Annotated in this window: 5 protein-coding genes and 3 pseudogenes; 5 read left to right on the top strand and 3 right to left on the bottom strand. The window is 65.1% G+C overall.

Going from position 1 to position 13,850, the window contains the following annotated elements; all coding sequences use genetic code 11:
• Positions 1 to 146 precede the first annotated feature (146 nt).
• Positions 147 to 1,235, bottom strand: a complete 1,089-nt coding sequence (locus XAXN_RS18410) for an ABC transporter ATP-binding protein (RefSeq protein WP_054320605.1) — start codon at positions 1,233 to 1,235, stop codon at positions 147 to 149.
• Between the two features lie 420 nt (positions 1,236 to 1,655).
• Here XAXN_RS18410 and zwf point away from each other — a divergent pair, with 420 nt between their 5' ends.
• The 5 genes and pseudogenes from zwf to XAXN_RS18385 all read left to right on the top strand — a co-directional run bounded on the left by zwf (position 1,656) and on the right by XAXN_RS18385 (position 7,537).
• Complete coding sequence (gene zwf / locus XAXN_RS18405; protein WP_054320604.1) at positions 1,656 to 3,086, top strand: glucose-6-phosphate dehydrogenase; 1,431 nt, start codon at positions 1,656 to 1,658, stop codon at positions 3,084 to 3,086.
• Positions 3,083 to 4,090, top strand: coding sequence for a glucokinase (gene glk / locus XAXN_RS18400; protein WP_054320603.1), 1,008 nt, complete (start codon positions 3,083 to 3,085; stop codon positions 4,088 to 4,090). The genes zwf and glk overlap by 4 nt, the downstream gene beginning before the upstream one ends.
• Positions 4,087 to 4,806: a 6-phosphogluconolactonase gene (pgl, locus tag XAXN_RS18395; RefSeq protein WP_054320602.1), complete on the top strand. Its 720-nt coding sequence runs from the start codon at positions 4,087 to 4,089 to the stop codon at positions 4,804 to 4,806. Before glk ends, pgl begins: the two co-directional genes overlap by 4 nt.
• A gap of 102 nt (positions 4,807 to 4,908) precedes the next feature.
• Positions 4,909 to 6,825, top strand: a pseudogene (gene edd, locus XAXN_RS18390) (phosphogluconate dehydratase).
• Between the two features lie 52 nt (positions 6,826 to 6,877).
• Positions 6,878 to 7,537, top strand: a complete 660-nt coding sequence (locus tag XAXN_RS18385; RefSeq protein ID WP_054320600.1) for a bifunctional 4-hydroxy-2-oxoglutarate aldolase/2-dehydro-3-deoxy-phosphogluconate aldolase — start codon at positions 6,878 to 6,880, stop codon at positions 7,535 to 7,537.
• Positions 7,538 to 7,971: 434 nt separating this feature from the next.
• Here XAXN_RS18385 and XAXN_RS18380 read toward each other — a convergent pair.
• Positions 7,972 to 11,075: pseudogene (locus tag XAXN_RS18380) on the bottom strand (efflux RND transporter permease subunit).
• Positions 11,072 to 13,850, bottom strand: a pseudogene (locus XAXN_RS18375) (efflux RND transporter permease subunit); the annotation flags it as partial. The pseudogenes XAXN_RS18380 and XAXN_RS18375, both read right to left, overlap by 4 nt.

Here is a 13,850-nt window from a genome sequence, read left to right as displayed (position 1 = left end):
GTTGCCCACATGAAGCACAGAGGCCTCCCAACAGAGGCCTCGATCACCGGGATTGCCCTGAATGGGCAAAGCGATCTACGCGCCCCATCGTCTATGTGCATCCAACCTCCCGCGAAACGCGGGAACGGGGCTTGATCAGCGTTGCCCTAAGCTACCTCCAGCCGCTGCCCGGTGGCTGGATCGAAGAAGTGCAAGGCCTCGCTGCGCAATGCCAGGCGCAACGGCTGGCCCACCGCCGGCAAGCTCTGCGGCGGGACGCGAATCACCAGCGGCTGACCGCCACGGTCGAGATTGAGGAAGATCTCGTTGCCGACCGGCTCGATCACATCGATCCGCGCATCGAAGCCCAGCACTGCATCGTCGGACGGCTGCAGGTGCTCAGGGCGCACGCCGACGATCACGTCCTGGCCGAACCAAGCGGCATCGACCCGCGCCGCGCCCAGCGGCACGCGCCAACCATCGGCCATGACCAGGTCCAGGCCGTCCTGCGCGTCCAGACGCCCCTGCAGCACGTTCATCGCCGGGCTGCCGAGGAACCCGGCCACGAACAGATTGGCCGGGCGGTCGTACAGCGCCATCGGGCTGTCGATCTGCTGGATCACGCCATCCTTGAGCACCACGATGCGCTGGCCGAGCGTCATCGCTTCCACCTGATCGTGGGTGACATAAATCATGGTGGTGCCAAGCTTGCGGTGCAGCTGCGCGATCTCGGTGCGGACGCTGTGGCGCAACTTGGCGTCCAGATTGGACAGCGGTTCGTCGAGCAGGAACACCGAGGATTCACGCACCATCGCCCGGCCCAGCGCCACGCGCTGACGCTGACCGCCGGACATCGCCTTGGGCAGCTTGTCCAGCATCGGGGTCAGGCCCAACAGCTCTGCGGCGTTGTTGACGCGCTCGGCGATGACCTGCTTGGGATGCCCGCGCAGCTTGAGCCCGAACGCCAGGTTTTCGGCCACGGTCATGTGCGGATACAGCGCGTAGCTCTGGAACACCATGGCGATGTCGCGATCCTTCGGCGCCACGTCGTTGACAACACGCTCGCTGATCTTCAGCGTGCCGGCACTGATGTCTTCAAGCCCGGCGATCATGCGCAACAGAGTCGATTTGCCGCAGCCGGACGGCCCCACCAGCACCATCAGCTCGCCGTCGGCGACTTCGAAGCTCGCGCCCTGCACCGCCACCTGGCCATTGTCGTAGACCTTGCGGACACCTTCCAACTGCACTTTCGCCATCGTTCGGCCTCAACGTAAGTTGTGCGCCCCGCCCTCGGCCCTCCCAATGGTGGTGACGCCGCATGCGCCTGCAAGGAATTACCTGCAAACGAATGCATTGGTTTATTCTGACATGTAATCGTTTTCACATGGCAGCATTGATCTCCGGAGGACCATGCCGCCATGTAGTGACGACGCCATCGCCTGCAGTGCGGCTCGCCGCACGAAGCATGGCATGCCGTCACGCAGGTGCAGCTATGCCGCCATGGCGCTAACCACTGATCGCCAGTTGCTGCAACAATCCGGGATTGGGTGTCAGCGTCCATCCCCCGCTGCGCGCACGCGAGTGTCGCTCAGGAACAGACGTACCGACCGCCGGACGACCGGCGCCTTTCCGACAAGCTGCTGATAACGATGTCTCCAGAATCTGAAACGCGGTCCATGCACAACACCCTGATCCTGTTTGGCGCCACCGGCGATCTTGCCCAGCGCTATCTGTTTCCCTCCCTGCTGCGTCTGTTCATCGACGGCCTGCTGCCGGAGGACTTCCGCATCCGTGCGCTGGCGCTGTCGCCGCACGACACCGATGCATTTCGCGAAGTGCTGCGGCCGCGCCTGACCGAAGCACTGCCGATCGCGACCGCCGAACAGATCGACACGTTGCTGCAGCGGGTCGACTATCGCTCGGTGGATCTGCGCGATGCCGATTCGGTTGCCAACGCGGTCCGCGAACTGGCCAGCCGCCGATGTGTGAGCTATCTGGCGATCCCGCCGGGCCTGTATATCAGCACCTGCCAGGGCCTGGCGCTGGGTGGCGCGCTGGCGGCACCGCATCGCTTGATGCTGGAAAAGCCGATCGGCCACGACTCGGACAGCGCCCGCGACATCCTGCAGTCGATCGGCGCGCTGATCGACGAAGACCGCGTGTTCCGTCTGGACCATTATCTGGGCAAGGCCGCGGTGCAGAATCTAATCGCGTTGCGCTTCGGCAACACGCTGCTGGAGGCGGTGTGGAACCGGACCTACATCGAGTCGGTGCAGATCCTGGTCGCCGAAAGCGAAGGCGTCGACGGGCGCGATGCCTACTACGCCCGCTCCGGCGCACTGCGCGACATGGTGCAGAGCCATATCCTGCAGCTGTTGTGCCTGGTGGCAATGGAGCCGCCGGCCTCGCTGGAAGCCGACCGCATCCGCGATGAGAAGGTCAAGGTGCTGCGCGCCCTGCGCCCGATGACCGCAGAGCACGCTGCGCATGACTGCGTGCGCGGCCGCTACACCGCCGGCAGCATCAACGGCCAGCCGGCGCAGGCCTACCACCCGCCGGAAGGCAGCGACGTGGAAACCTTCGTCGCGGTGACAGCGCATATCGACAACTGGCGCTGGGCCGGCGTGCCGTTCCACCTGTGCACCGGCAAGCGTCTGGCCGAGCGCTCCACCCGCATTGTGGTGACGCTCAAGCCGGTGACGCACTGGCTGTTCGAACGCCCCGACCGCCAGAACGCGGTGCCGAACCGCCTGACCTTCCAGTTGCAGCCGCAGGAAAACATCGAACTCGGCCTGATGAGCAGCCTGGCTGGCCCGGAATGGGGCGCGATCGAACTGCAGCCGCTGGAACTGGAACTGTCGGTGCCGACCGGCCTGCACCGTCGCATCGCCTACGAGCGCCTGTTTGTGGATGCCTTCAACGGCAACCCGGCGCTGTTCGTGCGCGACGACGAAGTCAAGGCAGCGTGGTCGTGGATCGACAGCGTCAGCGATGCCTGGAAAGACGCCGCGCTGCCGCTACAGCCCTACCCGGCCGGCAGCTGGGGTCCCAAATCGGCCACCCACTTCCTGCCCCCGGCCACCGACGCACAGGAAAACAACGCATGACCGCTCCTTCCAAGCCGGTGCTGGTTGCCGATATCGGCGGAACCAATGCGCGCTTCGCGCTGGCCGATGTCGACGCCTCGGTACCGTTGCTGGATGACACCTCGCGCGAATTCGCCGTCGTCGAGTTCGCCTCGCTAGGCGAGGCCGCGCGTTATTACCTCGACCAGATCGGCGTGCAGGCCACCCAGGGCGTGTTCGCCGTGGCAGGCCGCGTGGATGGCGACGAGGCGCGCATCACCAACCATCCCTGGGTGATCTCGCGCACGCGCACCGCCACCATATTGGGTTTCAGTACCTTGCATCTGATCAACGACTTTGCAGCTCAGGCAATGGCCATCAGCCTGCTGCGCCCACAGGACGTGGTTCAGGTGGGCGGCGCCAGCTGGCGGCCGGCGCCGATCGATCAAGCGCGCAACTATGGCGTGATCGGCCCGGGCACCGGCCTGGGCGTGGGTGGCCTGATCATCCGCAACGGGCGCTGCTTTCCGCTGGAAACCGAAGGCGGCCATGTCAGCTTTCCGCCCGGCACGCCGGAAGAAATCCGCATCCTGGAAATTCTGTCCGAGCAGTTCGGCCGGGTTTCGAATGAGCGCCTGATCTGCGGCCCGGGCCTGGTCAACATCCATCGTGCGCTCAGCGAGATCGCTGGCGTCGATCCCGGCCCGCTGCAGCCCAAGGACATCACCGCACGCGCGGCCGCGGGCGAACCGCGTTCCTCGCGCACCATCGATCTGTTCTGCGCCATCTTCGGCGCGATCGCCGGCGACATGGTGCTGATGCAGGGCGCCTGGGATGGCGTGTTCCTCACCGGCGGGCTGGTGCCCAAGGTGCTGGATTCGCTGCAGCATTCCGGCTTTCGCCAGCGCTTCGAACACAAGGGCCGTTTCTCCGCGATCATGTCGAAGGTGCCGTCGCTGGCGGTCATGCACCCGCATGCCGGCCTGCTGGGCGCCGCCGCGTACGCGGTGGATGCACAACGTCAGCACCCCGGGGAGCAGCGATGAACCTGCAGGACAACCCGCGCATCACCCTGGTGCGCTACGACGACCCGGCCGAGTGGACCGAGGCGGTGGCCAGCGACATGGCCGACCTGCTGGAACAGGAGATCTCCCGGCGCGGCCAGGCTCGCATGCTGTTGTCCGGCGGTACAACGCCTGCGCCGGTGTACGAGTCCCTCGCCCACCGACCGCTGGACTGGTCGCGGGTGGAAGTGGGCCTAGTCGATGAGCGCTGGTTGTCGCCGCAGGATCAGGACAGCAATGCCTGGCTGGTGAATCACAGCTTCCTGACCCACGCACCGGCCGCGACCTTCATTCCGCTGGTCCGTCCTGGCAAGCAACTGCCCGAATGCGTGCACACCGCCAATCTGCAGGCCACGCATGCCGCACCTGCCTGCCTGGCAGTGCTGGGCATGGGTGGCGACGGACATACCGCTTCGTTGTTCCCGGGTGCTACCGATCTGCCCAAGGCGCTCGTCAGCCCGCAGCCGTATGCCTCGCTGGATGCCACCGGCTGCCCGGGTTCGAACCAATGGCCGTTGCGCATCACCCTGACACCCGCCGGGCTTGCCAGCATTCCGACGCGCCTGCTGCTGTTGCGTGGCAAGCAGAAGCTGGACGTACTGCAGGCCGCGCTTGCAGGCGGGGATGTCAACGAATATCCCATCCGCGTGGCGCTGCAGCAGCCTGGTCCGCGGTTGCGGGTGCATTGGTGTGCTTGAATGCGAGTGCTCGATGCGAGTCCTTCGCAAGAACCCGCACATCCATGTGCGGGGATTTAAGAAAAACGCTTTCTTCCCCCCGTTTCTCATAGCCGGTGGCCAATGAGCCTGCATCCAAATATCCAAGCCGTCACCGACCGTATCCGCAAGCGCAGCGCTCCCTCGCGCGCGGCGTATCTGGCCGGCATCGATGCCGCCCTGCGTGAGGGCCCGTTCCGTAGCCGGTTGAGCTGCGGAAATCTCGCGCATGGCTTCGCTGCGTCCGAGCCGGGCGACAAATCGCGCCTGCGCGGTGCGGCCACGCCGAACCTGGGCATCATCACTGCCTATAACGACATGTTGTCGGCACATCAGCCGTTCGAGCACTACCCGCAGCTGATCCGCGAGACGGCCCGCGCGCTCGGTGCCACCGCACAAGTGGCTGGTGGCGTGCCGGCGATGTGCGACGGCGTGACCCAGGGCCGCGCCGGCATGGAGCTGTCGCTGTTTTCGCGCGACAACATCGCCCAGGCGACAGCCATCGGCCTGAGCCACGACATGTTCGACAGCGTGGTGTACCTGGGCGTCTGCGACAAGATCGTCCCGGGCCTGCTGATCGGTGCGCTGGCGTTCGGCCATTTGCCGGCGATCTTCATGCCGGCCGGCCCGATGACGCCGGGCATTCCGAACAAGCAGAAGGCCGAAGTGCGCGAACGCTACGCCGCTGGCGAAGCCACGCGCGCCGAGCTGCTGGAAGCCGAAGCCTCGTCCTACCACTCGCCCGGGACCTGCACCTTCTACGGCACGGCCAACTCCAACCAGGTATTGCTCGAAGCGATGGGCGTGCAGCTGCCCGGCGCCTCGTTCGTCAATCCGGAGCTGCCGTTGCGTGATGCGTTGACCCGCGAAGGCACCGCACGTGCGTTGGCGATCTCCGCGCTGGGTGAGGATTTCCGTCCGTTCGGTCGCCTGATCGACGAGCGCGCCATCGTCAACGCCGTGGTCGCGCTGATGGCGACCGGTGGCTCGACCAACCACACCATCCACTGGATCGCAGTGGCGCGTGCGGCCGGCATCGTGCTGACCTGGGACGACATGGACCTGATCTCGCAGACGGTGCCGCTGCTGACGCGCATCTACCCGAACGGTGAAGCCGACGTGAATCGCTTCCAGGCCGCGGGCGGCACGGCCTTCGTGTTCCGCGAGCTGATGGACGCCGGCTACATGCATGACGATCTGCCCACGGTGGTGGAAGGCGGCATGCGTGCCTACATCAATGAGCCCCGCCTGCAAGATGGCAAGGTGACCTACGTGCCGGGCACCGCCACCACCGCCGATGACAGCGTGGCCCGCCCGGTCGGCGATGCCTTCGAATCGCAAGGCGGGCTGCGCCTGCTGCGCGGCAACCTTGGCCGCTCGTTGATCAAGCTGTCGGCCGTCAAGCCGCAGCACCGCAGCATCCAGGCACCGGCCGTGGTGATCGATACACCGCAGGTGCTCAACAAACTGCACGCCGCCGGCGTGTTGCCGCACGACTTCGTGGTGGTGTTGCGCTATCAGGGCCCGCGTGAGAACGGCATGCCGGAGCTGCATTCGATGGCGCCGCTGCTGGGCCTGCTGCAGAACCAGGGCCGGCGCGTGGCATTGGTCACCGACGGTCGCCTGTCCGGTGCCTCGGGCAAGTTCCCGGCCGCAATTCATCTGACGCCCGAAGCGGCGCGCGGCGGCCCGATCGGCCGCGTACGCGAGGGCGACATCGTGCGCCTGGATGGCGAAGCCGGCACGCTGGAAGTGCTGGTCTCGGCCGAAGAATGGGCATCGCGTGAGATCGCGCCGAATACGTCCGTTGCCGGCAATGACCTGGGGCGCAATCTTTTCGCCATCAACCGCCAGGTCGTCGGCCCTGCCGACCAGGGCGCGATTTCGATTTCCTGCGGCCCGACCCATCCGGACGGTGCGCTGTAGAGCTACGACGCCGAGTACGAACTCGGTGCAGATGCGGCCGCCGCCGCGGCACCGCACGAGTCCAAGGACGCCTGATCCCCTTCCCTCTCTGCGACCGCTCCGGCGGTCGCCGTCACCCGGAGTTGCAATGACGATTGCCCAGACCCAGAACACCGCCGAACAGTTGCTGCGCGATGCCGGCATTTTGCCCGTGGTCACCGTGGACACGCTGGATCAGGCGCGCCGCGTCGCCGATGCGTTGCTTGAAGGCGGCCTGCCCGCGATCGAGCTGACCCTGCGCACGCCGGTGGCGATCGACGCGCTGGCGATGCTCAAGCGCGAGCTGCCCAACATCGTGATCGGTGCCGGCACCGTGCTGAGCGAATTGCAGCTGCGCCAGTCGGTGGATGCCGGTGCAGACTTTCTGGTGACCCCGGGCACGCCGGCACCGCTGGCGCGCCTGCTGGCGGATGCGCCGATCCCGGCGGTTCCCGGCGCGGCCACCCCGACCGAGCTGCTGACGTTGATGGGCCTGGGCTTTCGCGTCTGCAAGCTGTTCCCGGCCACCGCCGTGGGCGGTCTGCAGATGCTCAGGGGCCTGGCTGGCCCGCTGTCCGAGCTCAAGCTGTGCCCCACCGGCGGCATCAGCGAGGCCAACGCCGTTGAGTTCCTGGCGCAGCCGAACGTGCTGTGCATCGGCGGTTCGTGGATGGTCCCCAAGGATTGGCTGGCGCAGGGCCAATGGGACAAGGTCAAGGAAAGCTCGGCCAAGGCGGCGGCGATCGTGCGGCAGGTGCGTGCGGGTTGATGTGCTGACGCCAGCTCCAGCGGAGTGATTGTTGGATGGCTCTGAATCTGCACGTCACCCAGATGCGCTGATTCGCAGAGGGTGGCGCTGGAGAGCCAATACGCACGCATGGCGGCGATCACCCAGTGTGATCGTCGGCTAAGGAAGGTCTTTCGAAGCATCCTTGAACACGCGACCCGCGCTGCTTGAAGCCCTGGCAACGACACACCGAGGTAGCAGCGTGGCCGGGGATTGGTGGAGAGCGACACAGGGATGTGCCGCGACGGAGCCGATCCCCGGTCGCGCTGCCATCACTCTCCGAAGCCAGCGACTAACAGGCAGGTGCTTCGGTCCTTGTACCAGCCGTAGACACCGTACCCTCACCCCAACCCCTCTCCCGAGGGGAGAGGGGCTTGAAGCGCATTGTGTCGTGAGACACGGGAGCACTGCTGCTTTTACGACTCCAACGCGGCGCCTGTCGGTCCTACCTTCGGCACACCACGCGCGCGGCGTACCAGTGCCGCTGCGCCACTGCTCATGTCGTCGAGAATCGCGTAGATCGTCGGCAGGAACAGCAGGCTCACCATCGTCGAAAACGCCAGGCCGCCGGCGATGGCGCGCGCCATCGGGAAGTACGGCGGGCCGTCGCTGAACATCGTGGTGCTGGTCAGCGAGATCGGCACCATTGCCAGGATCGCGGTGCCCATCGTCATCATGGTGGGCCGCAAGCGCTCGCGTGAGCCTTCCACCAAGGCCTGTGTCCGCCCCGTGCCGCGGCGGCGCAGATTGTTGATGTGCTCGATCATCACGATGCCGTTGTTCACCACCACGCCCATCAGCACCAGGATACCGATGAAGGACATGATGCCGAACGAGGTACCGGTGATCCAGAACAGCCAGAACACCCCGAAGATAGAGAACAGCACCCCGCTCATGATCGCCGCCGGGAACAGCAGCGATTCGAACACCGCGGCCATCACGACGTAGATCATCACCAAGGCGATCACCAGATTGAACACCATCTGGTTCATTGCCTCGCCGTCGTTCTGGTAATCGCCGCCGTCGAAGGTGTAGCTGTAGCCGGCGGGAAAACTCATCGCTTTGAGCGGCGCTTCCATCGCCGCGCGCGCCTCGGGCGTCGTGACCTTTTCGGCGAGATTGGCCTTGATGTTCAACGTGGTCTGCCGATTGGTGCGCCCGATCTGTGGGTGGCGGCCGGACGGATTTGCACCTCCACCAGACTCAGCAACGGCACGCTGCGGCCATCCTTGGTGCGCACGGTGAAGCTGGCCAGATCTTCCGGCTTGCTCTGCTCGGCGCCGGCAAACCGCACCCACACCGGTACCTCGTTGTCGCCGCGGCGGAACTCGCGCAGCGGTGTGCCGCGCAAGGCCAATCCGACGAAGCTGGCCACTTGCTCGGCACTGAAACCGAACGCAGCTGCACGCTCGCGGTCGACGCGAATCGCCAGCTCGCTGGTGCGGTTGCCCGTATCCACATGCACGTCGCGCAGCTCCTTGCGCTGCGCCAACAGTGGAATCACATCATCGGCCAGCGCTTTCAGTGCGTCGGTGGAATCGCCGACCAACTGCACTTGCACGCCCTGGTTGCCATTGCCGCCATCGCCCTGGTTACCGATGCTGTAATCGGCACGCGCAGAGCGCGGCAGCTCTTTGCGGATTTTTTCCAGCAGCGGCGGCAGGTCCTTGACCTTGCTCGCATCGAAGGTCACCACCGTATTGCTGCCTTCCACTTCGCTGAACCAAGAATAGATTTGTGTGATGTGGTACTTGGCGCGATTGGCTTCCAGATAGTGTTCGACACGGCCGATCTCTTCGCCCAGCTGCTCGCGCGTGTACGAGCCTTTCCACTGGTATTGGATGAAGGCCTCGTTGCCGCCGTCGCCACCGAACATGTCGACCTTGGTCAACTTCATGGGTACCAGGCTAATCGCGCTGACCAGGATGATGCCGGCCACACTCCAGCCGCGATGCGCCAACGTCCATGCCAGTACCTTGGCGTAGCGGCGCTGCAGCCGCGCGATCACGCCGTGCTCGGAGGTCACCATCGGCGGCGTTTTCATGCGAGCCGACAACATCGGAATCAAGCTGATTGCCACCAGCCACGACGCCAGCAACGATACCGAGATGGTGATGGCAATCTGCGCCATGAAAATGCTGATGTTGTTGGTTTCGCCAAACAAATTCGGCACGAACACGATGCAATGGCACAAGGTGCCGGCGCTGAGCGCAATGGCCACGCCGCGTGTTCCCAGCAGCGCGGCAAGCTGCGGTTGATCGGGCATGCGCTCGCGTTCCTGGTAGATGCTTTCCACCACCACCACGGCGTTGTCCACCAGCATGCCCACTGCCAGCAGCAAGCCCATCATGGTCAGGATGTTGAGCGTGACGCCGACGAAATACATGAAGCCCAGGGTGATGGCGAAACAGATCGGGATCGCCAAGGTCACCATCAGCGTCGATGGCCAATGCCGCAGGAAGAAGAACAACACCGTGATCGACAACAGCAGACCCACCGCGCCGGCTTCGGCCAGTTCGGCCAAAGACGAGGTCACCGCTTTGCCCTGGTTGTCGATCACCTTGACCTGCACATCGCGCAGCGCCGGCTGGGCGCGGATGTCTTCGACCTCTTTCAACGCCGCCTTCGACACCTCCACCAGATTGGCGCTGCGCTCCTTGTAGACATCCAGGCCGATGGCCGGGCGCCCATCCAGGCGCCGCCCATAATTCATGCGGGTCGGCTTGAGCCGCACCTCGGCAATGTCGCCCAGCCGCACGCCTTTGGCATTGAGTACCAACTCGCGCAATTCCTGCAGGTCGCGCAGTTCACCGATTGGCTGCACCCGGATGCGCTGGCCGTTGTCGTCGATCTGGCCTGCAGACACCGAGAAATTGAGCTTGCCCAAGCGCTCGCTCAGGTCATTGAGGCTCAGGTCGTTGAGGCTGAGGTCGTGCGCGGTGAGCCGATCCGGCGCGATCGCGATCTCGACCTCGTTCGGCGGCGCACCGGAAATTTCCACCTTGGCCACGCCGGGGATGCGCTCGATGCGCCGCTTGAACTCGCGGTCGAGCATGTCGTACGCGCCGGTCAGATCGGTCTGGCTGGCCAGGCGCACCTTGAGCACCGGCTCGTCGCTGCTGGACCATTTGAAGACGTGGAAGCGCTGCAGATCCTCCGGGAAATCGTCGCGCACCGCATCCAGCCGCTCGCGCGCATCGGATGCGGCGATGGCGATATCGCGGTCCCAATCGGAGAATTCGATGAAGATGTTCGCGCCGTCGGCGGTGGCGGTCGAGCGCATGCGCTTGATGCCGGTCATCGTTGCCAGCGCTTCTTCTGCGGGCCGCACCAGGTTGCGTTCCACCTCGTCCGGGGTAGAGCCGGTGTAGGGCAATTGCACGAACAAGAATGGCGCGGAAATATCCGGCAGCGCCTCCAAGGGCAACCGGAACGCCGCGATCAAGCCCACCACCACCAGCGACACGAAGCACATGATGGTGGTGACCGGGCGACGGATGCTGAAGACGGCAACGCTCATAGCGCCTCCAGCCCGTCGGCGTTGCCCGCCGCCTGCGTGCGTTGCCCGGCCATGCGCCGGCCACGCTCCAGGTAGTAGGCATCGGCGCGGCGATCCAGCAGGTCGTACACCACCGGTATCACCAGCAAGGCCAGCAAGGTCGAATCCAGCAACCCACCGATCACGGTAATGGCCATCGGCGCGCGCACTTCAGCGCCCTCGCCCATCGCCACCGCCAGCGGCAGGAAACCGAACAGGGGGCACAAGGTGGTCATGATGATCGGCCGCAGGCGTGAACGCGCGCCTTGGATCAATGCCTCGCGCTTGGGCACGCCGTCTTCGCGCAGCTGGTTGACCTTGTCGATGAGGATGATCGCGTTCTTGGTCACCAGACCCACCAGCAGGATCAGGCCGATGAACACCACCACCGACACCGGCTTGCCGGTCATCAGCAATGCCAGCACCGCACCCACCATTGCCAGTGGAATGGTGAACAGAATGACGAATGGATGCAGCAGCGATTCGAACTGCGAGGCCATCACCAGATAGACCAGGAAGATCGCCAGCCCAAATGCGAACAGCAGCGACTTCACCGATTGCGCCAACTCCTCGCCCTGCCCGCCGATATGCATGCTCACGCCCGCAGCGAGCGGTTCCTTACGCACCATCGTCGCCACTTCGCGCACCGCAGCGCCTAGGTCGATGTGCTTGAGGCTGGCCGACACAATCGCCACCCGTGTCTATCGGCGCGGTGGATCTCGCTCGGACCAGTCGTCGCAAGCACCTCGGCCACCGCGGCAAGACGCACGGGACGATTGCTGCCCGGATTGACGATCAGCTGACGAATTGCATCCACGCTGGCGCGATCGCTCTGCTGCGCACGCACCAGCACATCGATCTTGCGATCGCGGAAGCTGTAGCGGGTGGCCACATCGCCGCGCACCTTCTTGACGATGACATCGGCGATCTGGCACGTGGTCAGCCCCAAGGCACCGGCGCGCTCCTGATCGAACCGGATCTGGATCTCCGGAAAGCCCTCTTCCACCGTCGATTTGACGTCGGCGTAGTGGCCGTTGGCGCGCAGCATCGCCGCCAACTTCTGCCCGGCGCGTTCCAGCTCGCCCAGATCCTGGCCGCGCAGTTCCACTTCCAGCGGCGTCGAAAAACTGAACAACGCCGGCCGCGCGAAATCCACCTGCGCCCCCGGGTGCCCGACCATGCTGCTGCGCAACCGCCCGGTGGCCGCCGCTTCCACCGCCGGGCTATCGCTGCCGGCCATCACCACGGTGAGCTTGCCGATGTTTTCGCCGCTTTCGGTGGGGTTGGCATCCAGCCGCGTGCCGCTGCCGCTGACGCCATACAGCGAGGCGATGCCCGGGTCCTTGTCGTGCGCCACCTGCAACTCGCGCACCACTGCATCGGTCTGCGCCAGCGGCGTGCCGGAAGGCAGCTTGACGGTCATTTCGAAGCGATCCTGGGCCAGTTGCGGAATCAGATCCGCGCCCAGCATCGGCACCAGAAACACCGTCGCGATGAACGCCGCCGCGGCCAGTTCCAGCACCAGCCAGGGACGCCGCAGCGCCGCCGGCAACATCCCAAGATAGCCACGCTCGGCACGAGCATACGGCGCCATCGCCAGGTCGCTGGCCTTGCGCATCACCGGCCCCACCACGCGGCTCAGCCCGCGCCACACCTTCACCACAGCCCATGCCGCACCGAAGAAACCATAGCGCAAGCTCGCACATGCACCACGCCGGCCTGCCGCCACCGGCTTGAGCCAGCGCTGCTCGGGCTGCCATTGCGGGTGGCTCGGCTCGTCCGGGAACGCCATCGGCGGGGCCCCCTTGAGCGAGCTCAGCATCGGGATCAGCGTCATCGACACCACCAGCGAGATCACGATCGCGATCGCCACCGTCAATGCCTGGTCGCGGAACAACTGCCCGGCGATGCCTGCGACGAATACCAACGGCAGGAACACCGCAATGGTGGTCAAGGTGGACGCCATCACCGCCATGCTCACTTCACGAGTGCCGGCGATGGCCGCATCCAGCACGCTCAGGCCGAGTTCGCGCGCCTTGGCAATGCTTTCCAGTACCACGATCGAATCGTCCACCACCAGGCCGGTGGCCAGCGCCAGCCCGCCCAGCGACATCACGTTGAGGCTCAGCCCCAGCTGGCCCATGAAGAAGAACGTGGTGATAATCGACACCGGCAACGACAGGCTGATCACGAACATGCTCCAGCCATCGCGCAGGAACAGGAAGATGATCAGGATCGCCAGCACGCCGCCAATCACCGCATCTTTTTTGACATCGCTGATCGCATGCTCGATGAAGTGCGATTGGTCCTCGATGGTGGTGATTTCCACATCGCCCGGTACGGTCGCCTTGAGTTGCTCCAGGCGCTTGCGCAGCGCCGCCGCCGTGGACACCGTGTTGGCGTCGCCTTCCTTGTAGATCGCCAGCTCCACCGCTTCCTTGCCACCCAGGCGGATGATCGCCTCGCGCTCCTTGTAGCCCTGGCGCACCTGCGCCACATCCTTCAGCCGCACTGGCATGCCCCCGGCGATGCGGCTAGACGAAGACGAGGTGCTCTGCACCTCGGCAGCTGCCGCCAGCGCCGCCTGCGAACCGGTGGACGCCGCAATGGCATACATCTGCTGCATCGCCGCTTCGGCCGCGCTGCCGCTGCTACTCTGCGTGGTCACCAGCATGTTGCGGATCTCGTCCAGATCCACGAACTGGTTCACCGTGCGCACCAGATAGCGTTGCGAGCCTTCGACGTCCCCCCGTCCTG

It is taken from the genome of Xanthomonas axonopodis, assembly GCF_001304695.1.
Taxonomy (GTDB): Bacteria; Pseudomonadota; Gammaproteobacteria; order Xanthomonadales; family Xanthomonadaceae; genus Xanthomonas; species Xanthomonas axonopodis.
Note: the sequence above shows the minus strand (reverse complement) of the source record. Positions and strands in the feature narration are given on the sequence as shown.

Bases quoted from the DNA above. Each gene is read 5' to 3' on its own strand.
- zwf (WP_054320604.1), top strand. From the start codon at position 1,656: ATGCACAACACCCTGATCCTGTTTGGCGCCACCGGCGATCTTGCCCAG.
- XAXN_RS18410 (WP_054320605.1), bottom strand. From the start codon at position 1,235: ATGGCGAAAGTGCAGTTGGAAGGTGTCCGCAAGGTCTACGACAATGGC.
- pgl (WP_054320602.1), top strand. From the start codon at position 4,087: ATGAACCTGCAGGACAACCCGCGCATCACCCTGGTGCGCTACGACGAC.
- glk (WP_054320603.1), top strand. From the start codon at position 3,083: ATGACCGCTCCTTCCAAGCCGGTGCTGGTTGCCGATATCGGCGGAACC.
- XAXN_RS18385 (WP_054320600.1), top strand. From the start codon at position 6,878: ATGACGATTGCCCAGACCCAGAACACCGCCGAACAGTTGCTGCGCGAT.